The organism is Chitinophaga varians (genome assembly GCF_014529945.1).
Classification (GTDB): Bacteria; Bacteroidota; Bacteroidia; order Chitinophagales; family Chitinophagaceae; genus Chitinophaga; species Chitinophaga varians.
Genome location: NZ_JACVFB010000006.1, coordinates 380,772 through 401,748, shown reverse-complemented (window position 1 = coordinate 401,748; position 20,977 = coordinate 380,772). Strand labels below are relative to the sequence as shown.

The window sequence follows — 20,977 nt, the reverse complement described above, 5'->3', positions numbered from 1 at the left end:
CGTTATATGACCAACGGTCCGTGCTTAGCAGGCACGGACTATTTTTTTGCGGTATATTTGTTACCTGATCTCTTATTTTATGCAAATACAGTTTCTTCGTCACGCTACCCTTATCATAGCATGGGGCACCCACAAAATACTGGTAGACCCTATGCTCAGCCACAAAGACGCCCTGGATACGGTTCCCAATGCTGCCAACACACGCCGTAACCCGCTTATAGACCTGCCCATCAGCGATGCGGAACTGGCTACACTGCTGGAAACAATCGATGCCGTGATCGTCACGCATCTGCATCGTGACCACTGGGACGTGGCCGCGCAACAGCTGGTGCCTAAACATTTACCGCTGTTCTGCCAGCCGGAAGATGTGGAAAAACTCACCGCACAAGGTTTCACTCAGCTGATCCCGGTAGATACTACCGTTGTATGGGAAGGTATTCGTATAGCCCGCACCGGAGGACAGCACGGCACCGGCGAAATCGGCAAACTGATGGCCCCCGTATCCGGCTTTGTATTGGAAGAAGGAGCCGACCGCCTCTATATCGCCGGCGACACCATCTGGTGCGAAGAAGTGAAAGCAGCACTTGACCAATACCAACCCACACATACGATCGTCAACGCCGGCGCCGCACAATTTCTCACCGGAGATCCCATCACCATGACAGCCGAAGATGTATTACAAGTACTGCAACACCCCGCTCAAACACGGGTGACAGCCGTGCATATGGAATCTATCAATCATTGTTATCTCACAAAAGAAATGCTGAAATCCGCTATCGGAGAGCGTTTCGGAGAAAGACTGATTATTCCTTAAAATATTTTTTTGGAAGTATGGAATAAATACATACCTTCGCGCTCCATTCAACTGAATGATGATTCCGTAGCTCAGTTGGTAGAGCAATACACTTTTAATGTATGGGCCCTGGGTTCGAGTCCCAGCGGGATCACAGAAATTCGAGAAGCCTGCGCGAGAGCGTGGGCTTTTTGTTTTTTAGTCGTGTGTTTAGTCAAGTTGCGATTGTATAACCCTGATGGCTTTCCCGTACTTTATGCAGGTTAATCAGCTTTTACTAAGATACTAAATATCTTATTAGTCTCTTGCAAGTTAGCTTTACAAAAGTCCGTATTTACATGATTAATTTAAAAGCACTCAACTATCCAAACCTGTGGGGACTGGAATGTATTCCATAATTTCTTCTTTATCACAATTCTTCATGAAAAAGTAAAATGTTAATCAATAGTCTTAACTGAAATCGTACTTTGATCGTAGTCAAATATTGGAGGTATAATAGTTTTCTTTACTTATGATGTCACTTGATTTTTTAGAAAATAGGTCATGTCATGATAAGCGCCCGAAATTGAAGCCCCACCACATTGTAGAAGTAGAAAAGAGTTTTGAAGGAGCCTTTACTATCTTAGAAACAATGCAATTTGATGAAGGCATCCAACAGCTAAAACTGCTGGAGCAGCAGTTTCAAAGACCTGTTTTCTTTTTCCTGAGCAACCATATTTGCTGTATAAATCGGTATAATATGGAAAAGAGAGGAAGAAACGTACAGACGGCTGCGCCAATACTGTTTTCAATTGAGCCGGAACAGTTTTGGCAAATGCTGCGTGTATTGGTGCGGGAAGAGGTTAGCCAACTGGAAAGGCAGCCGGTACGTACCCCGGTATATGATACTCCCGGTCTCATCTACAAGCCCCTCTATAAAGTCGGTGAGGTCTGTCAACTATTTCAGGTTACCAAGCCTACCATTTACGACGGGATAAAACATGGCAAACTAAAGCCGTACAAAATCCGGTCGAGGGTCTATTTTCTTTAGAACGACATTCAGCAACTATTGCAATCCCGGGAACGGCCGAAAGAATGATAGCAGCGTTGCTACCCGTCCGCGAATATCGAACGGGCCGCCTTCGGCATCCCGTTCGCGGATTCGGAACGGACTTCGCTCTGTTAGCAAATGGTATTTTTGCAACGAATTAGTTAAACTATAACTACTGTTTCTTTTTGATGAAATAATCACCGGTATCCACTTCTACAGAAGTAGTGGTGATGACAACACCATTAAGGAATTGGTATTTATTCATCTCCCATTTATCTGAAAGAGAACCATCTTCAAACTGATACAAATCAAATATGCTTCCCTTGGATGATAGAGTCAGCCGATCCTTTGGGCCTTCACAGGCGAATACGACAGGTAGTATCCCTATGAAACTGTCATTGCCAGCTGCTTTAGCTACAAACAAACCCCAGTTAATGTCCAATTTTTCTAGCCTCCCGGACATACCTTGAAGCGATTCCGGAGTTGATTTTGATAAGATAATCTTCTTTACCTTCCTGTTTTTATCAAAAAACAATTTGATGTTAATTAGATAGGTACACTCAGGACAGGCCTCTTTTCTAAGTAATAACCTTTCGTTGGCAAAGAATTTCAGCAACTTCTGAAACTCTTTGTTTTTGAGAGTGTCCGTTTTTTGAGCGAAAGTCGTTACCGATAAAATCAACAGGGCGAAAGAAAACAAATACTTGATCATGTTTAAATAAATTTTGGTGGCTGGGAAATAATGTACCGTCACTTGCAACCGGATGCAGTCCCTGAATTTCCATCCTGATGATTAGCAATATTCTGTAGTCTCGCGGCTGCACCATTGGCTAACGCTACCGGATCTTTCGCCAGTTCAGCCGTTTTATCCCTTAACGTTTGTGAAGTCCATTGTAACGTCTCCTGAAGGCCGGCCCAACTCAGATCACTTCTGTCTTTAGCCGAGATCGACGGGAAAATTACATTCAATGCTGCGGCGATTCTGTCTGTATAAGCTGATGCCATTTTCTCGTGCTGATTTACCAATGGACTTGAAAATGACATTCCCTGTACTCTCATAATGGCGTGTAACGATTCGTGAAGAAGTGTTGTGACAATAAACTCCTTCGAAGCTTTGGGCAATAGATCTGCATTCAGATTGATATACAAAACCCCTCCACCATTGGAACCGTCGATGCCGGAACCTGTATGTGAATCCACAACGTCATATTCTCCCATTTTTCCTGCCATCTCGCTTCCCGATTTTTCCCTAAATATAATATCGTAGTTTGACTTACCACCAAACATATCCTGAATGGTCTCAAACATCCACCCCGATAATTTTACATTTAACGTGGATCTAAAAGCTGCTTGAAGACAAGAGTTTTTGAGCTCGCTTTTGATAGCCTGGATCTTTTCTGGTTGTGGATCAGATCCAGGAGGATCCAGCTCCTCGTGTTCTTCAGGGGGCCCCGAATGTCCGCCTCCGTTACCAGGAGTGCCACCACCAATGCCTTCTTCCCAAGGCGGAGTAACACCTCCACCAGAACCAACTGGATCGTCATCTTCACATAATGAGTATCCATAAACAGTAAATACGCCATCTGCATCTACATAGGTGTCTTGGAGGAATTTACATACCCGTTCTGTTTGGGCGGTAAGATCATACACTTGTCTGCTGGCGAATGACTCAAAATCAGCCTTGTATTTCGGGATACCCTGTTCGTAATAGTATCCATACTGAAACCTCATGTTCAGGTCGTATCGGCCTGAAATTCCTGAAAATTCAGCTGGCTTAAAGGTTTTATTTTGCGCGCCGTATTGAGGGGTGGTGATGATCACCAAAAGATATCCCTTAAACCCCGATTTCGTTCGAATTATTACAACTTTACGAATGCTTTTGCCTCCTTTGCTCAACTTATATTTGAACGGTGCCGGTATGGAAATACTGGTATCTGTCAATGCCCTAGCCTTGTCCCAGTTCAATTCACCTGTAGCCTTTGATGTAGCACTGTACCAGTTTCGGGCATCGGTTAAAAGCTGATCGTCCAAGAAAGATCGACCTTCTTTATTATCTTTCGAGCAGGATACCACAAGAAAGGACAACAAGATAAGGTTAGATAATAGCCATCTGTGGGGAACATTTAACATAGTGGGCTTAGATTATAGGTTAACGATTATATTCTTGTTGTGAAATTGATCGAATAATAGCAAAGGATTCCCGGACAAACATGAATTACATGATAAGCGTTGCTTACTATTATTATGTAATAATATGTTTTTTTTGTGAAAAAAGTAATCGGAGAAGTCTGTCAGCTATTTCAGGTTACCAAGCCTACTATTTACGACTGGATTAAACACGGCAAACTAAAGCCGTACAGTCGGTTGACGGACGATTATTCAATGCTTATTTTAAACCTATAGGAGCCTATTCAGGTGGATATGGTAATTTTTGGATTACAGAGACGCCTAAATACTTCCCGCTAATCGAATGGAATGTTTACCGGGACAGGACGGTTCATCATGACTTTAACGACGATACATTTGACGGAGCACCCATTGATAACTACGAAGTAGTTCGAAACTATATTAAAAATGAAGTGATTGACAAGCAAAAATGATCTGCGTACACAGCTGGCACAAGTTTCTACATTGGTCACTATCAATAAGATCTTCGTCATATAGTAGTTACCAATACTACGCTGTTATTCACTTTTTATTTGTTCAATGCCCTCCCGGTAAGTCGTTATCCGAAAATCAGGAAAGTGGTTTCTAAATTTGGCATCATCAAATATATTATCGTGCTGATATCGGGGTAGTAGCTCCTGCAGTTCTTTTACCTGTTTATTGAAAAGGGCACCTATCTTAAAGCCAATCATCGGAATGACGGTGTATTTCAGGTCTTCCTTATAAATTGAAGAGGCCAATGCAATGAACTGTTTATAAGTTAACCGGTTATCATCAACTGGTAAATGCCAGGTTTGGTTGTAGGCATCCGGTGTATTTCCGATCAAAGCAGTTGCCTTGCTGGCATCAGGCGTCCAGATCAGGCTTCTTAACTTATCGTCTCGCAGGGGTACTTTTAGCTTTTTCTTGTTTTTGATATTATCGAAAATCAGAGAATTCGTGATGCTCTGCGTTTTGGCCGGACCATAAAATTCCGGCGCACGGCAAATCGCTGCTTCAATTTTGCCAGCTGACATTTCCTGCAGTACCAGGTCGGCCATCGCTTTTCTTACCCTGCCTTTTCTGCCCACCGGAGCAAAAGGAGTTGTTTCTGTAAGCGCTCGGTCATCCTGCGGATACATGTAAGTATTATCAAAGAAAACCAATTTTGTTCTATGGACGTTACAGGCCTCTATCACGTTGGCGGTAATACGCAGAAATTGTTCTTCCCACAGATCTGAATTCATCGGAAGTCCTAAAGTAAAGTAAGCGATATCACTGCCTTCTACTGCCTTAACGGCATTCTCTTTGATGGTCAGGTCCGCCGGGAAAACACTATCCGTATCATTTATCTTCTGTGCCTTACGGCTTACAATTCTGATATCTGAAGTAAAACTCCTTTTAAGTTCTCTCGCTAGTTCTTCCCCAATTTGTCCATTGGCTCCCAATATCGTTTGCATACTACTTTATTTTTAGAGAAATTTGTGACAACATTTCCGGTATAATAGTCATGGACAATGCCCATGAAGTAACGCACGGAAAGATGTTAGGGTTTGGCCCGATATAAACAAAAATACTATTTAAACCAGTTTCTGCTATAATTACCTGATAGCCGATAATTTTAGCAGATAACAAATCACCTCTAAGAGATGTATGCATGGATAAGATAAAAATATACGATTGGTTGATAATGGCATTTTCGGACCATTAAACAGTTTGACAGAAGCCTTTTATTATGATAAAAGAGACCTGGAGTTTTATTCTATTCATATGGCAGACTTCTTATTATTGAATGATGATTTCACCCTGAATGAATCTGCCGGTTCATCTTATTCAGATAACATTGCACGGCTTATCGCGGATAGAATTTGCAGACAGGATGCCGGAGATAAAGACATCGTGGAAATTGACCGGCTGGAGGTTGACAGCCGGAAATCCATTATGGGCGAATTTGTTAAGGGCATTCATGATGAGAAACTGCTGCCTATACTTCAACAGAGAATTAAAAACCAGGATGGCACACAACGATTTGATTTTTACTTTGGTATGGAAGCAACCGACAAAATAAAAGAGGATTGGCAAAGACTAAAAAACGAATCGTTGATTCCCATAATTGACCGGTTCCTTGACAGCAATGAAATTGCGCTTGAACAATCCCGCGTATGGGATATTGGAAATGATTTCCACATCGACCTGGACCTCACTTAGCAAAACCCCGAGTGCTTACTGTACCCATCATTTATACCTATGAAGCTTATGAGCTACATGTAGCCCACTATGATCTGCGCTCCTTTAAACCTCTGGATGAAACATTACTGCACGAGGTCTTCCGCCGGTTCTCCACAGCAATCACCGTCGAAGATGGTTACATCACCGGAACTGCAGTGATTGGAATTTATGGTAGAGTAGGTTTATCAGGCTACTTTTAAAACGGCTGGGGTTGCCGGATACTTTCGCAGCAGCAACTGCATGAGTTGTACGAAGATGATAAAAAAGGGATCATTCGCGTGGTAAAGCAGCTGGCTATGCAACATCAGAAAACTGAAAAAGTGTAGCCGCGATTGTTACACAGCTTCTCTCCACGCGTCCACATCGCCTTCTCACATTGTCCATATCACCTCCCATAGAATTTCACATAAACAACTACTTTTGAAAAAACATTTTCCTATGGCGAACATCTTACACCGGGTAGGCATCAAAACTACCGCTATCGACGACGTTTACCGCGCACTTACCACAGAAGACGGCCTCGCCGGTTGGTGGACCACCAACACAAAGGGAGCAGGTGATCAGGCTGGCAATATCATCGAGTTCCGGTTTGATGCGGGAGGATTCGACATAAAAGTTAAAAAACTCGACGCCCCTACACAGGTGGAATGGGAAGTAATAGATGGACACGAAGAATGGATCGGCACGACCATTAGTTTTGAGTTGAAACAGGATGGCGATTATATCATCGTACTATTTAAGCATCTGAACTGGAAGGAGCCGGTAGAGTTCATGCATCACTGCAGTACTAAATGGGCCATATTCCTGATGAGCCTGAAATCACTGATAGAAACAGGAAAAGGCAATCCCTCTCCTGTTGACGTTAAAATTGACAACTGGAATTAGCGTTTATGCATCATGCTCATCTTTGGGCTTCGGCACCTTAATAGTGGGTAATTTTTCCTCGCCCATTGCTTTGGCTACCCGATAGTGCGACCAGTTCTCAATTTCCTGTTCACCATAAATGATCATTCTTACGGCGGTATCTTTGGTGTCCATATCTCCGACATATCTTTTATGATGATCGGGCACCGCCTCGTAACTAATTTTCAGTTGTTCTTTATTCCCGACTGTCGGGTCATTCAGGTATTGCTGATACGCTGCCCTGCAAACCTCGACGAGGGAAGGCTCTCCTCTTAATTCCCTGATAAGGTCTTGTATCTCCAGTAATTTATCTTCAATATCTGTGGAGTATTGCTCTTTGTGAATAGTAAAACTGCCGAGACCATGGATATTCACTTTGGAACCAGCAGGAACCGCCGCAACTATTATTCCTTTATTAACAAGCTCCTCCAACTCCGCCAGCGTTATGTTTACCGGCTCTTTCAAGCGGTCCAGGCTAATGGTACTGTCCGGGAAAACAACCACCCGCGTCAGATAATATTCATCCTCCACTTTGTAAAACAGATGGACACTGCTGCCATTTATTTTTTCCGGGAACAGATCATTGGGAGAGCTTTTCCGCTCCTTGTAAATGGAGCCGTTTGCGCTGTCCCCTATCCTGACACCCTTGACAACTTTTTCACGGTAGTGATAAATGTTTTCCATTGTAGGGTTCAATGCTTTGATTAAGTTTAAGACATGCGCGATAAAGCTTTCCTCGTTAAACAACCAGGAGCCGTTCGTGATCGTCCAGTTTCCCAGGCCATGAATGGAAATTTCCTTATTGTCCGGAATACTTAACGTTACCCAGCCTCTGCTGACATCTTTCTTAAAATGTTCGAGATCCTCAAAATTCCAGCAGTCCACTCTGCCATCTGCATACACATCAATATCAACAAAGAAATAACTACCGTTATGGATAATCGCAGGGATTGAAAAGCCTTCCACCACCTGCTTCCTGTAAACTTTAGTTGTTGGGTTAATCATCGTTCTTTTCTATTTTTAAAGGGAACACTAAAGTATTAACTTTTAGTTTCCTATACAAACAGCACTGGTGATTATATTCATTTCTTTTCAATAATTTATTGTACTTTCGCGCCGCGATTGGTTTTTAACATAGGTTTCACGATGTTAAAATTAATAGGGAATCAGGTGTAAATCCTGAGCAGACCCGCTACTGTAAGTTCTGTAACAACACGCTGACATCTACTCGCCACTGTTTTTAGTGAATAAAAATGGGAAGGCCGTCGGAAGTGAGAACAAGCCAGGAGACCTGCCATTGCAGATAATTTTTAAAGCTTCGAGGATAGAGCTTTGAATACAACTTGCACTGAAATTATTTCGGCGTCTTATTGTTTTCGTATGTTATCCGGCAGGCTATCGGACCAGTCATTTAGTATTAGAATTTTATGAAAAAAAACGTTTTCGCATTCGGGGCGTTCGTCGCCGTCGCATTGGTATCCTGTTCCAAAAAAGACTCCACTGAGCCTATACCAGCCGGGTCTTCCACTGTAGAAATAATCAATGTGCTTTCTCAAAACGGTGTAGCACAGGAAGACACCCTGGTGTTCAAAGCCAAAGCGCCTCAGGGCAGCACCTTCACCTGGTCTGTAAACGGCAAAGGCAGCACAGCTAACGATTCCATCTTCAAATTTGTTTCCACTGATATAGGAGAACACACCATCGCCGTCACCGTTTCCACTAACAACCAAAAAGCTTCTTCTCAGACGAATGTTACCGTATATGGCAAATATAAGTACGGCACGTTTGTGTTAAACGAAGGGAACATGACAACGGAAAATGGCTCGCTGACTTTTATCAGCTCTAAAGGCGTGGTTACCGACAGCGCTTATTTTAAAGCGAATGGTACTGAGCTCGGAAATGTAGCGCAGGACTTATACATCTATCGCAACAAAGTATATATCATCTCCCAAAACGGAAAGAAAAACGCGGTGGGTGCTTCTTTCAACAACGACGGGCTGCTGATAGTCGCCAATGCAGAAACGCTTAAAAAAGAAGTTGCTTACAACGATGAACTGGCAACACTCAGCTGGCCTACGCACGTAGGGGTATTAAACGAAGAAAATATCATCATCCGGGATAACAACGGCTTGTACCGATTTAATCCTGTGACCAAAGCCCTCACCTTTATCAAAGGCTCCAGGTCTGCCGCCAAACTGACGATGGCCGTCTCCAACAACAAAATATTTGCGGCGGCCGGCAGCAAAGTATATGTCATTGAACCCAATAAGGACACGCTCACCTATGCTTTGGATATGAAAGCATCTGTCAGCGGCGTGGTAAAAGCCAGCGATGGCAATATCTGGGTATCCACCACCGGAGCGCCTGCTAAAATCTCCAAGATCAATTTCCGGGATTATTCTTTAATAAAAGCCAACGACATCGTTGCCGGTAGCGTAAGTGCTGGTTTTGGCGCCACACCTGGTATCACTGCTAAAGGTGATACGCTTTATTTCAGCGGCGCCGGCACCAAAATATACCGCCACGTTTTCAGCACCGGCTCAACTGAGTTTATGGTGGATGCCAAAACAGTGGTGGAAAATGCTAACATAGCCTATAACAATATCGCTGTGCATCCGGTTACAGGTGAAGTATACCTGACTACCATCAAAGCCTATGGCAGAGATTATCTGATCAATAACATCAGCGCCTTTAACTTTAACAACAAAGCTATTCTGAGCGCTAACTATAAAAACTATACGAAGTTCCCCGCCGGTATTTTCTTTACCGATTCCTATCACTAACCTGATCAGGTGCTGATAAAATAGGTTGTCTTAGCTGTAAGACAACCTATTTTTATTAAACAAATACTTGATATCTTTATAGGGTATCCTATCCCACCGAACATAGGAATACCGATAGTCATGAAAACAAAAACGACAACAGCGCTACTTTTTATCGTCATGTTATGTGCTGCATCGGCCAGCTGCAACAATCAAAGTGGAAACAAACAGCCGGCTGAGAAAACGCCAGGCGGTGATACCACCCGACAGCTGCTGTCTGCAAAAGATATGAAAGAGGACCTTTCTCTTTTATTCACCGCTTTCAAAGCGCTGCATCCGGCGTACGGCCTGTACACACAGGAAGACAGCATGACCAGCCTGTACAGGCGCATTACCAGCTCACTCCAACAGCCGATGTCTGAGGACGGGTTTATGACTGCTATCTCTCCTTTGGTGAGCGTCTTAAAATGTGGACATACGCAAATCAAACATTCTTCTCACTATAAGCGATACCCCGGCGATAACACATTTCATCTACCATTCAAAGTTTTAGTACAGGATAACAGGGCCTGGGTTACCCATCACCAGGAGAAAGCGCTCCACACCGGTGATGAACTGTTATGGGTAAACGATGTCCCTGTAGCAGATATTATACAACACGGCAGCGATTTATATGCCATGGATGGCAACAACCGCACCTTCAAGGAATTGTTTTTAAGCGAGTACGATGGATTTGAAGATGCCTGTAATAAATACTATAAATGGGCACCTCCCTATCATATCCGCGTTCGTACAAAAGACGGCAGCGTAAAAAATGTAACCGTCGACACCGTTTCGGCCCAAACGCCGCTGGCGGAACCGATGAAAGAAATTGACAATTATGAAGGGTGGACCACATCAGCCAAAACGGAATATCTGCCACTGCGTTACCTTCCCAACGCTGCTGTTGCCTGTTTTGAAGTACATACCTATCAATATGGCGATACGGTCATCTTTCAGAAGGTTTTCCGGGAAATAAAGGAGAAAGGAATCAGAAATCTCATCATTGACCTGAGACACAATACCGGCGGCGACATCAGAATAGCCGCCAAATTATTGACCTATCTCGCCGATGCGCCTTTTCAGATGATAGGCAACGTATGGGCAAGGGTGCCGGACCCCACAAAAACTACATTGGAACGCTATTTCGACCCGGAGATATCCGGCAGCTTTTCGCAAAGCTTTCAACCTACCGGCACTAAAAAAGAGGGACATTATCTGGTAGCCTTCCAGCCGGTATTTGGCGATTTAATGGGCAGTACCCCTATAGCAACAAACGATCATTACACCGGCAACCTGTTCATACTAACAGACGGCGCTACCTTCTCATCCGGCGCTCATACGGCGGCAGCCATTAAACAAAACTGCCACAACGCCATATTCATCGGCAGGGAGACCGGAGGCGGTTCAGAAGGTTGCAGTGGCGGCACCATTCAACATTTAACGTTGCCTCGCAGCGGCATACAAATCGATTTTCCCTTATTGCGGCTGGTGTCTGTACTCAAACACCCGGTGAAGGGGCAAGGAATAGTACCAGACAAGACAATACGTTATACGCCGGCAGATATTGTTACGCATAACGACCCTGATCTGAAGGCAGCGCTTCACGTTATTCACGGCAGTGCCTTATCGGCAGGTAAGAGCGTCCACTGACCTCAGAAACGTTTTAACGGCAGCGGCAAAATGCTCCGGTTGGTCTATATGCAGACTGTGGTCCGCTTCGGCGACTTTCCCGGCAAAAGGCGGCTCCCCGCCTCACGCTATTATGCAGATTCTTTCTTATCTTGGCATGCAGGCACTTAATTAACCCAATCATGTGGACCAAACCCGCCAAAGTAGCATCTAAAAAAGAACTTCCTGAGGGAAACAACTACTACGTCATCGATGGAACAGGCGTATGTTACAATACCTATCCCATTAAACAGGCAGATCCGGAAACCTTTGTCTGTCAACTGGATTTTGCGAAAGATAAAAACAGGTGCTACCGGATGGGCGATGTGTTCAAAAACGCAGACCCTGAAACATTTGAAGTACTGAACATTTACTTCGCGAAAGACAGACAGCATATCTACAATATCGCGGGCGTCGATAAAAAAGTGGACTATGAAACTTTTGAAGTGCTGGATAGCGGCTACGTGCTCAATGAACGTCATCTGCCCCAAAAAACAACCTCCTACGCAAAAGATAAAAACGGACTGTGGATGATGGAATACTATTCCCGGCAACCACTGGGCATAAAGGGAATCGACTCCGGCACCTTCACGGTTATCGACTCCTGCTACGCCAGGGATAAACAATATGTGCTCTGGCGGGGAAAGAAGCTGAAAAAAGCCGACCCGGCAACATTTCAGGCGCTCAACTTCAACTACGGCCGGGATGCAAAAAATATTTATGCGCAGGACAACCTTCTCGAAAACGCCGACTATGACACATTTGAAGTCATCCCGGACCACGTGTCACTGGCAAAAGACAAAGATGCTTTTTATCACTTTGGGAGTGTGATTTCAGCGGCAGCATTTAGGGAGTGGATGGCCTGTTAATCCTTTTCACAGGCATCCAGGCACATGGAAAAACTGTTTTCATGTTTCACCCCAAAAAATGGTTTGATGGCCTGTTCAAATCTTTCATGTCCGTATTGTTCCAATGCTTTAAAAAGTTCTTCCCCGCGTTGACGCCTATAGCAGATTACCCTGCATGTAAAATCCCTTGTCGAGGGATGCCCGCTGAATATCCAGTCGCTCTGCGCCGGTCCATTGAATGGAGGTGGGCGGTTTTCTCGTCAGGGTAAGGTACCTGCCTACATCAGCGGTCAGGGATTTGGCTATACTGCTGCCTATGGCCTGAACGATCAATTCTATGACAGCTCTGACGATCAATCCCACGAACCACCAGTACCAGGGTATATGTACTTCTTTTCTATAGGAAGGATTGGGATCGGGAAGAAAGTCCAGTATTTTGCTGCCGTTGTTATAGATCGCCCTGTTGCTGGGATCAATCCAGAAACGCATGCTGATACCGGCTTTCAGGTCGCAGCTACCTTCATACTGGCTGAAGAGCCCATCGCCGGTGGTGGTGAGTTTAAAAGATGTCAGTATCGGCTGATAGTAGATGGCGCCTGACTTTACGCTGTTCATGGTGATAACCTGCGTACTCTGTATGCCGTCGCTTTTGTTATCATACACAAAATAATCCGGTTGGGTGCCGTGGCCAAATACGGCTGGCAATGCGGGCATCATCACGTGCTTCAGAAAAAGCGCTCTTGAAATGCCAAACGAAGCGTCGTAGCCGGGAGACAGCAGTTGTCCGTCTACCTGCAAGGGCAGGTCCGTGATATTACGGTCGGTGGTGACGCTGAGAATGGCCAGGGCGCCCGGCGCGTTGGCCCTGCTCATAAAAGCGTAGCCCGATTTTACGGGTGTCAGCCAGTTGTTGGAACCCGGCGGCACCAGATTGATGGTCGCAAAAACATAGGTCAGCTGACCGGCATTTTGCATAATGACGGTGGCCAACGCCACCATCAGCAGCGCTCGTTGTGCCGGGTCCAGTTTACCATCCATATCATGAAGGGCAACAGGGGTGATACTGCCCGGTTTCGGCGGATCTCCCGGGTCACCTACCGACCTGATATCGAATTTCAGTTCCTGCGATGGCGTCAGTGTTTTCCCTGGTAACATCGCCAGCTGAACGGCCACCACCAGCGCCATACCGGCGAGGTCATACTCCTGTCCGGTATTGGTAAATACGACTTTACCATCGCTGATGCCGAGCTTCAGGTAGAGGATCGCGCCCGAGCCGCCTTCCACAATCTCCCAGCGGGAAAAATTCCCCACAGCGCTCACCGGCAACTCTTTATTATTGCTGGTATCAAATTGCAATACCAGTTTATCTTTATTAGCGAGAAGCGACGCATTGATTTTATCCACTGTTACCACATAAACAGTATCCCAGCCGAAAGTATTCATGGCATAAATTTTTGGAGTGAAGGCAGCACCCGGACAACCGATGGCTGTCCGGGTGACAGATAAAAGGGTTATCGGTCAAGTTTACCGCCAATTTGCAGTGAACCATTCATTTCCGCTTTTTCGGGAGTGAAGCCGGTAGCATTGGGCCACTTAATATCACCGGTAGCATCAGCCACCATATTACCGATAGAAGGCAGCACTTCCGCGGCTTTACCCTGCACCACCTGTGCTATGATGGAAGGAATAGCAGCAATAATACCTACGATGATGGCTACGATCACATAGGCGACCACTCTCTTTAATGTCTCTTTGAGCATCAATTTGGCTATCCCCGCAGTGCAACCGGTAATAGCAGCGATGATAGCGTCCGTAACGATGGCCCAGGTCGCAATTTCGTTCCAGCTGTTTGTCTTACCAGGTCTGCTTTCTTCAAAGTCGAGCGTTTGGCCGCCGCCGTCCGGTTTGTTGACCAGCTTTATTTTGTAGTACCCTGTATTTTGGATAAACACATCTATCCCAAGGCCTACAGATACTTTTACTTTGGTGTTTACCTGCATTTCATCACCAACGATCTGGTAAGTGAAATCCTGCAGCCAGGGAGTGTAGTTGATACCGTTGACAGGGATGGGGTCCAGCTCCACGTCATCTCCTACTTTTTCGATCACGGTGTTGTTACCGGTAACGGCGAAGGTACCCTGTGCGGCTCTTGGGAATGCAGTACTCATCCCTGGCATCACCATGTTGTTGAGGAATTTTTTGTTGGAGATAAGCAAAGCGGCTTTACAACCCGCGGGTATACTGGAGGGTGGCAGCTGGTTGCTCAGTCCTTCAGCGCTATCGCCGGACGTCATGTTCAACACACCGAAGTAGCTGGACTCGTCGGTAGGACCGTTGAAATAGGCATAGCTGGTGTAGGTGGGTTTCAGCCATTGGAAAGCTTCTTTGGAAGCAAGGGCATTAATGTTCACCACCGCAAAGACATAACTAAATAACGCCACATTTTTATTGAGCCATACGCCCAGCGCACCTTTGAACAGGGCATCCAGCATGGGGTCCGGCGCGCTCGTGCCATAATCTATGCTCTGGATCACTACAGCAGGATCACTGGCACCCCGGGCCTGCGCGTTGGCCACCAGGAACTGCGGCTTGCCTTCAGCCGGTTCTCCGGCAACAGCTTTTCCGGTAGGTTCCTGCGGCAGATAAGTCAGCTTAATAGCGATAGTAGCTGAACCATCATTGAACTGAAGGCTCTTGTCGCCAAAGGCCATATGTGCCTCGGGCATAGGCAGCTCCATGAACACAATGGCACCGGAACCACCGCGCACCAGTTTCCAGGCATTGAACCTGCCACCGATACTCCAGGTATCAGATACTGTATCGTGGAATTCTTTCGGATAACGGGAACTTTTCTCCAGGGTTTCATTCACTAACGGCATCCTGATGGAATTGACGGTATCCCAGCCAAGGGTATCCGCTTCGGCAGCCAACATCCCGGCCGGCAGATCGTACTTCTTTACAAATATTTCAGGCTCGATGTCCTTCAGTTGCGGCATCTGGAACGACCTGAAAGTGGAGAGGGCATGCGGAGTTAATGTCTGTGTCGTCATAATCAGTGGATTTGCTTTATTACTGCCTACTCTTTACGGTTTTCGGCTTTCCCGTGTGATGCGCATTGCATCAACCTTGCCTTGTAAAATTGCATAAGATCACAGATGGCGGTAAGAGGAGAATTGAGTATTTTTGAAAACAGATATTACTATCCGTTTTTGAAAAAGAAGCAGGTATTTATACCTGTTTTTGAGGAGGTGGTGTGACAGCTGCATGCTTTTGTAATTACATTGCAGTATCGTTGGTATTCGTCATTAATTATCACCAAAATAAACCACAGGTAAGATGAAGCACCTTTTCTCCCTCGCCCTTTTACTGGGCCTTGCTGCGGCAGGATGCCAGGACCAGCCATCCTCCGGCAACAACACTCCGGATACACCCCCTAAAATTGAATGCAGCCAGGCCTCTGACAAGGTAGGTCGCGTGTTGGCCGATCTCGTAACGGCCCGCCGCAACATCTACTCCTACGACAGTCTTTGTCGCAGGCACTGGGACGGCATCGCACCCATCGAATCCTATACCATCCGCGCCGTAGACCTCCTGGCAGCCATGGGCATGCCGCCAAACCTTGCCGACTCCGCCATGTGCAGGTTCAAACATGTCCGTGTATACCTCGGATTTCAGGACAAAGTAGGCTTCAAACTATACATCGTACCGGTAACAGGCGCCTGCCTGCAGGATAAGAACCCGGATAAATGGCTTGCCGGCAGAGATGTGATCCTTAACAAAGAGGCCAACCCCATCATCGCCCCCATCGACTCAGCAGCTATCGCAGAAACAGACAGGTATGTGCTGGACCTCAACGCGCCCTGCCCGAAAACCTGCCCGATAGAACCCTCCGTTAAAGCAGACAAATAATCTATGCGCTTCTCTGAAATTGTAATAGTGTTATCGCATGTGCCGATTCTGGTCACGGTCGTATATGCCGCCATACATTATGGCACGTTGCCCCGTGAGCTGAAAGTGTTCTCGTGGTTCATCTTCCTGTCAGGCATCATCCAGTTTACCTCCCTGGGTTTCTGGTTCTTCAGCAAAAACAATATGCCACTGTTACACCTATACGTAGCAGCGGGATTCCTTTGTCTGGCATGGTTCTACAATACCATTCTCAACGGATTCATAGACGCAGGAATAATATGGCTCATCGCCATATTATTCCTCCTCTTTACCATAGCCAATTCGCTGTTCATTCAACCGGTGTATACTTTCAACTCTATTGCGTTGACCGTAGAATCTGTCCTGATCGTGATCCTGTCGTTGTTCACCTACCGGTTTTTTCTGAGTGATATCGTCAAAGAAACCAGTGGCGCCCACATCAAAAGTCTCACCTGGATCAATTCAGGATTGTTCATCTACTACTCTTCCAGCATACTGATATTTTACTTCGGTTCTGTGATCACCGTTGATTTCAGCAGAAGCCTGAATTTATACGCCTGGATATTTCTTGCTTTTTTCTCTATTGTGATGTATACCTGCTTTTTTATAGGCCTATGGAAACGATCAAAGACCTGAGTTTTTTAAATGCATTGCTACCACTTGCCGTCATCGTTTTTATCATCGGTATCGGCGTGGTGTTTCTGAACCTGCATTTTCAAAAGAATCTGTCTGTGCAGAAACTCAAGCGGGAGGCGTTGAAGAGCGTCTATCAACATGACCTGCTTCGCTCCAACATACAAGCGCAGGAAGAAGAACGCAAACGAATTGCGCACGACCTCCACGATGAACTGGGAGCCGTAATGTCTATCATGCGTATGCATCTCATGGTACTCGAACAACAAAGTACCCATGGCACTCAGCAGTTACAGGAAGGGCTGGTACAGGTGCGACAGCTGTCAGAGACCGCGCTGGCCAGCATCAGAAGTATCAGCCACCGCCTCATGCCGCCGCAGCTGGAATCTTTCGGATTGCCGGCAACGCTGCAGTCAGTAACGGAACAGATCAACAGCGCCGGCAAAATAAACATCGAACTGAACTGCGATGACGACTTGCAAGACCTCCCCTGGCTGGTGAACCTGGGCCTGTTCCGTATTGTAATGGAAATGATCAACAATACCCTGAAACATGCCGGCGCCCGGTCTATCCGGATCAACCTCTCCCGGCGCGATCAGGAACTGGTATGCCAGTATACCGATGACGGAAGAGGCCTGCCGGAAAGCAACCCCGGCAAAGGCTTAGGCCTTAAAAGCATGGAAGGCCGGGTAAATGCGCTCGGCGGAAAACTTGAAATGGGCAACCGCAATACCGGTGGATACTACGCCACCGTCCGATTAACATTACCCAATTAATACACCACCCTATGAAAAAAGAAATCAATATTGGATTAGTGGAAGACCAGGCACTTTTCAGAGAAGGCATGAAAGCCATTATCAACCGATGGCAAGACATGCAGGTGATTTTCGAATCTTCTGATGGGTACTCCGTACCCGCTAAATTGCGCGAGGCTGCCGTCCTTCCGGATGTTATGCTGGTGGATCTCTCACTGCCGCCGGACGGCGATAAAGAATACAGCGGGCAACACGTTACCCAGGCGCTTACAGATAGCTATCCCGATATGAAAATCCTCATCCTGTCGGTACATGATGATGATCATTTTATCAATCAGCTGATCCAGTGCGGCGCACATGGCTATCTGGTAAAAGACAGCGCCCCGCAGGAAGTACAGGAAGCCATCCTCGCGGTGCATACGAAAGGGTCTTATATCAACGAGCGCGCCCTGAAAGCACTACAGCTTAAAACAGTAAGAACAATCAGGCACAAGCCACAGAACCTGTCCATCACCAAAAGAGAGGAAGAGATATTACAACTGGTATGTAAACAATATACCGCCGAAGAAATTGCACAGGAGCTGTTTATCAGCGTCAAAACAGTGAACGGCCATCGGAATAACCTGCTGCAGAAAACAGGTTCCCGCAATGTAACCGGACTGGTACTATATGCTATCCGGAATAACATTATATCTCTCAAATAACACTAAATGCCTACCTTGCACAGATAACCGCTTAAAAGCCCGTAGCATGCCTTCCCTGTTAGATGATATTATCACCGAAAGATTGACGCTTCGGTTATTGGGAGATGAAATAAGAAACGCGTGCCTGGCCGCCGACCTGCCGAAAGCATCTGAGCTGTTGGGAGCAGTGGTCACCGAAGCATTTCTGGAACATCCCAGCAGTCTGCAACACGACCAGCAACAACTGGCGTTGAATGCCGGCTATGCTCCCTGGTCTTCCAGGGCCATCATTCACACCAATGAAAAACAGGCCATCGGCCTTATCCGTTTTCATGCCGCCCCCGACCCCCACGCCCTGAAGGAATATATGAAGAATGCCGTAGAAGTCGGCTATCAGATATTTGAACCTCATCGGAGAAAAGGATACGCCAGAGAAGCCGTAACAGCTGCATTCGACTGGGCGCACCATCATTTCGGGGTCGATCGTTTTATTGCCTCTGTATCCCCTGAGAATCTGCCATCGCTGAACCTGATTCAGTCCCTCGGCTTCGTAAAAGTAGATGAGGTGATGGATGAAGTGGATGGCATGGAGTATGTGTTTTGCGCTCCCATTATAAAGAACAAAGGGTAGGATTGGCCAGCGCTGTAAAGAGAGCAATGGCCCGGGGTGCTGAAAAACCCAGGTCAGGCAAAGTACTGGCAGGAAAGACTAAAAGATATGGTAACGGAAATAGTTAAAAAGTATGGCAATTTTGCCGACGCCCTGGTTCTCGGGTTTTCTATTGAGAGTTACACCCATTCTTCTTCCGGCAAAGGGAACATTGAAGTGCTTATTCATTGTATGAATGGCGAAAATGATTTTGAATGGGAGCAGGTTAAATTGGTCTTTGAGGAAGTGATGTGCTTTCGGTTTATTGAAAACAGGAATACTTCTTCGGTGGTGATTAATGCGGCCATACTGAATCATGAGAATGACGAAATAACCTTTGATTTCTTCCCTTTGATGTTTAACCACGAATTCGTGGAAAATCCAGCATCTGACTTTGTTATTAAATGCAAAAGAATCAAATATAGCGTTGTTTGATATTTTGTGAATTTTGATAATTATTTTGTCTCACGGCATAGCAATCTTATCATGTTTTTTTTGCTGACAGCGCACGACTAAACTTGTCTCCCCCCAATACCCCCTTGTTCGTAATTTTACAATTCCGGGCTGCTTAAAACCATTTGTTTTGTAGAAAAAAACAGATGAAACAACTCCTTATGGTCGGCCTGTTGGCCCTTGCCTTTTCCGTGGACAACGCCCAGTCTGAAGATCAACCGTTAAAAGCAGCCAGGAAAGCGATCGAAGCCAGCAACGCTATCTATTCCGACTTAGCCAATAAAAACGACGGCTCTATTCTCACACGTTATACGGACGATGCCTGCCTCTACCCGCCTAATGCAGCGCCGGTATGCGGTAAAAACAACCTCGCCCGGTTTTTCAAAGACGGCCCGAAAGTGCACTGCAAATTCGCCATCCAACACCTCTATGGCGATGGACAGACCTTTGTCACGGAAGAAAGCTATTATGAAATGACAGACCTGAAGGGCAACAAAATAGACGATGGCAAAGTAATCGTCATCTGGAAAAAAACAGAAAAAGGCTGGAGGATGCACAGAGACATGTTCAGCAGCAATCATCCGGCAAAAAATAACTAAAAGCCGATGTTCACCGCCTGCTGAAATGCCACATCATTTTTTATCAGCCGCTGCCTGGCCTCAGAAGGGGTAATGCCGGTAAACTTCCTGAATTCTTTGATAAAATGCGCCTGGTCGTAGTAGCCACCGTCGTAGGCAATGGCCGTCAGTGACGCCGGGGTGTCCAGCACCAGCCGCAGACTTCTGTTGAACCGCGCCACAGCTACGAGCGCAGCGGGACTGATACCAATATGCAACAGGCAAAGCTTCTGGATATATCGCTCAGAAATCCCCGATTCCCGGGCAATAGCGGGCAGATCGAGTTTATCATCTCCCGATAATAGCAACTGAGAAAGCTGCTGCACCACCGTTACTTTCTTCAACTGCTGCTCCCGCTGTTTCAGTTGTTCCAGGAAGAACTGCTCCAATACCCTGATTTTGCCATCAATGGTAACGGCTTCCATGATCCTGTCGTGTAATTCGCGGTGCTCCTGTAACTGCACATCATACAGGTCAGTGGCATAATTGGTAAATTCAGAAAGTGGATTAGGAAAAAACAACGTACCCGCGTGTGGATAAATCCGGGCTATCAGCACCGTCGTACCTTTTGTCACGGTCAGCCGGGTGGGAAGGGTAAGATGCCCCAGCAGTTCTATGGCAGGCGTATCTTTTCTTCTGCCGTTGATGATGGTGGCCGCAAACCCGGACAGATTAATGACCAGATCAATATACCCGCTGGGATAAAACACCTCGTTATCGAGATCTTCCTCAATGGTGACAACCGTATAATTCTTGATGTAAGGCGCTAAAACGGCCGATGGCAAACATTGCATCTAAGTAGGGCATCAGGTCTTCCCTATTCAAGTTACGCTTCTTTTC

General features: G+C 46.0%; 22 protein-coding genes, 1 tRNA gene and 1 riboswitch. Of the genes, 16 read left to right on the top strand and 7 right to left on the bottom strand.

Annotated elements, in window-relative coordinates; genetic code table 11:
• Positions 1–79 precede the first annotated feature (79 nt).
• The 3 genes from ICL55_RS28065 (at position 80) to ICL55_RS35305 (ending at position 1,823) form a co-directional block, all read left to right on the top strand.
• On the top strand, positions 80–814 hold the full coding sequence (locus tag ICL55_RS28065) for an MBL fold metallo-hydrolase (RefSeq protein ID WP_188103886.1): 735 nt from the start codon (positions 80–82) through the stop codon (positions 812–814).
• 60 nt (positions 815–874) lie between these two features.
• Positions 875–947 (top strand) — tRNA-Lys (locus ICL55_RS28060).
• Between the two features lie 357 nt (positions 948–1,304).
• Positions 1,305–1,823, top strand: coding sequence for a helix-turn-helix domain-containing protein (locus ICL55_RS35305; RefSeq protein WP_246496653.1), 519 nt, complete (start codon positions 1,305–1,307; stop codon positions 1,821–1,823).
• Between the two features lie 172 nt (positions 1,824–1,995).
• Here ICL55_RS35305 and ICL55_RS28050 read toward each other — a convergent pair whose 3' ends face one another.
• Together ICL55_RS28050 and ICL55_RS28045 are read right to left on the bottom strand one after the other, a co-directional pair.
• The gene (locus ICL55_RS28050; protein ID WP_188103884.1) at positions 1,996–2,535 is read right to left on the bottom strand and encodes a hypothetical protein; all 540 of its coding nucleotides are present in this window, start codon (positions 2,533–2,535) and stop codon (positions 1,996–1,998) included.
• 38 nt (positions 2,536–2,573) lie between these two features.
• A complete protein-coding gene (locus ICL55_RS28045) occupies positions 2,574–3,953 on the bottom strand; it encodes a hypothetical protein (RefSeq protein WP_188103882.1) in 1,380 nt (459 codons plus the stop codon).
• Positions 3,954–4,088: 135 nt separating this feature from the next.
• Between ICL55_RS28045 and ICL55_RS28040 the strand changes: the two genes are divergently transcribed.
• Positions 4,089–4,226, top strand: a complete 138-nt coding sequence (locus ICL55_RS28040) for a helix-turn-helix domain-containing protein (protein ID WP_188103880.1) — start codon at positions 4,089–4,091, stop codon at positions 4,224–4,226.
• A 281-nt stretch (positions 4,227–4,507) separates the two neighbouring features.
• Here ICL55_RS28040 and ICL55_RS28035 read toward each other — a convergent pair whose 3' ends face one another.
• Complete coding sequence (locus ICL55_RS28035; protein WP_188103877.1) at positions 4,508–5,428, bottom strand: NAD-dependent epimerase/dehydratase family protein; 921 nt, start codon at positions 5,426–5,428, stop codon at positions 4,508–4,510.
• Positions 5,429–5,738: 310 nt separating this feature from the next.
• Between ICL55_RS28035 and ICL55_RS28030 the strand changes: the two genes are divergently transcribed.
• Together ICL55_RS28030 and ICL55_RS28025 are read left to right on the top strand one after the other, a co-directional pair.
• Positions 5,739–6,176, top strand: coding sequence for a hypothetical protein (locus ICL55_RS28030; protein WP_188103875.1), 438 nt, complete (start codon positions 5,739–5,741; stop codon positions 6,174–6,176).
• Between the two features lie 459 nt (positions 6,177–6,635).
• Entirely contained in the window at positions 6,636–7,082 is a 447-nt protein-coding gene (locus ICL55_RS28025) for an SRPBCC family protein (RefSeq protein WP_188103872.1), read from the top strand.
• Positions 7,083–7,085: 3 nt separating this feature from the next.
• On the opposite strand, the gene ICL55_RS28020 is transcribed toward ICL55_RS28025, so the two are convergent.
• Positions 7,086–8,105, bottom strand: coding sequence for a DUF7638 domain-containing protein (locus ICL55_RS28020; RefSeq protein ID WP_188103870.1), 1,020 nt, complete (start codon positions 8,103–8,105; stop codon positions 7,086–7,088).
• Positions 8,106–8,206: 101 nt separating this feature from the next.
• Positions 8,207–8,413: riboswitch (cobalamin riboswitch) on the top strand.
• 114 nt (positions 8,414–8,527) lie between these two features.
• Here ICL55_RS28020 and ICL55_RS28015 point away from each other — a divergent pair.
• The 3 genes from ICL55_RS28015 (at position 8,528) to ICL55_RS28005 (ending at position 12,441) form a co-directional block, all read left to right on the top strand.
• The gene (locus tag ICL55_RS28015) at positions 8,528–9,883 is read left to right on the top strand and encodes a DUF5074 domain-containing protein (protein WP_188103868.1); all 1,356 of its coding nucleotides are present in this window, start codon (positions 8,528–8,530) and stop codon (positions 9,881–9,883) included.
• 120 nt (positions 9,884–10,003) lie between these two features.
• Positions 10,004–11,554 carry a S41 family peptidase gene (locus tag ICL55_RS28010; protein ID WP_188103866.1) on the top strand — a complete coding sequence of 517 codons (1,551 nt, stop codon included), beginning with the start codon at positions 10,004–10,006 and terminating at the stop codon, positions 11,552–11,554.
• 161 nt (positions 11,555–11,715) lie between these two features.
• A complete protein-coding gene (locus ICL55_RS28005) occupies positions 11,716–12,441 on the top strand; it encodes a DKNYY domain-containing protein (RefSeq protein WP_188103864.1) in 726 nt (241 codons plus the stop codon).
• Positions 12,442–12,576: 135 nt separating this feature from the next.
• Here ICL55_RS28005 and ICL55_RS28000 read toward each other — a convergent pair whose 3' ends face one another.
• Complete coding sequence (locus tag ICL55_RS28000; protein WP_188103862.1) at positions 12,577–13,863, bottom strand: TULIP family P47-like protein; 1,287 nt, start codon at positions 13,861–13,863, stop codon at positions 12,577–12,579.
• 68 nt (positions 13,864–13,931) lie between these two features.
• Positions 13,932–15,470, bottom strand: a complete 1,539-nt coding sequence (locus tag ICL55_RS27995; protein ID WP_188103860.1) for a TULIP family P47-like protein — start codon at positions 15,468–15,470, stop codon at positions 13,932–13,934.
• Between the two features lie 286 nt (positions 15,471–15,756).
• Between ICL55_RS27995 and ICL55_RS27990 the strand changes: the two genes are divergently transcribed.
• From ICL55_RS27990 to ICL55_RS27960, 7 genes are all read left to right on the top strand, one after another.
• The gene (locus ICL55_RS27990) at positions 15,757–16,329 is read left to right on the top strand and encodes a hypothetical protein (RefSeq protein ID WP_188103858.1); all 573 of its coding nucleotides are present in this window, start codon (positions 15,757–15,759) and stop codon (positions 16,327–16,329) included.
• A gap of 3 nt (positions 16,330–16,332) precedes the next feature.
• Positions 16,333–16,983 (top strand): hypothetical protein, encoded by a 651-nt coding sequence (locus ICL55_RS27985; protein ID WP_188103856.1) that lies wholly within the window; start codon positions 16,333–16,335, stop codon positions 16,981–16,983.
• Positions 16,962–17,756 carry a sensor histidine kinase gene (locus tag ICL55_RS27980; RefSeq protein WP_188103854.1) on the top strand — a complete coding sequence of 265 codons (795 nt, stop codon included), beginning with the start codon at positions 16,962–16,964 and terminating at the stop codon, positions 17,754–17,756. Before ICL55_RS27985 ends, ICL55_RS27980 begins: the two co-directional genes overlap by 22 nt.
• An 11-nt stretch (positions 17,757–17,767) precedes the next feature.
• Positions 17,768–18,439, top strand: a complete 672-nt coding sequence (locus ICL55_RS35300; protein WP_246496652.1) for a response regulator transcription factor — start codon at positions 17,768–17,770, stop codon at positions 18,437–18,439.
• A 46-nt stretch (positions 18,440–18,485) separates the two neighbouring features.
• Positions 18,486–19,049 (top strand): GNAT family N-acetyltransferase, encoded by a 564-nt coding sequence (locus ICL55_RS27970; protein ID WP_188103852.1) that lies wholly within the window; start codon positions 18,486–18,488, stop codon positions 19,047–19,049.
• 36 nt (positions 19,050–19,085) lie between these two features.
• Positions 19,086–19,502 carry a hypothetical protein gene (locus ICL55_RS27965; protein WP_188103849.1) on the top strand — a complete coding sequence of 139 codons (417 nt, stop codon included), beginning with the start codon at positions 19,086–19,088 and terminating at the stop codon, positions 19,500–19,502.
• A gap of 164 nt (positions 19,503–19,666) precedes the next feature.
• A complete protein-coding gene (locus ICL55_RS27960) occupies positions 19,667–20,119 on the top strand; it encodes a YybH family protein (protein WP_223151628.1) in 453 nt (150 codons plus the stop codon).
• On the opposite strand, the gene ICL55_RS27955 is transcribed toward ICL55_RS27960, so the two are convergent.
• Positions 20,116–20,931 carry a helix-turn-helix transcriptional regulator gene (locus tag ICL55_RS27955; RefSeq protein WP_188103846.1) on the bottom strand — a complete coding sequence of 272 codons (816 nt, stop codon included), beginning with the start codon at positions 20,929–20,931 and terminating at the stop codon, positions 20,116–20,118. The genes ICL55_RS27960 and ICL55_RS27955 overlap by 4 nt on opposite strands.
• Between the last annotated feature and the right edge of the window lie 46 nt (positions 20,932–20,977).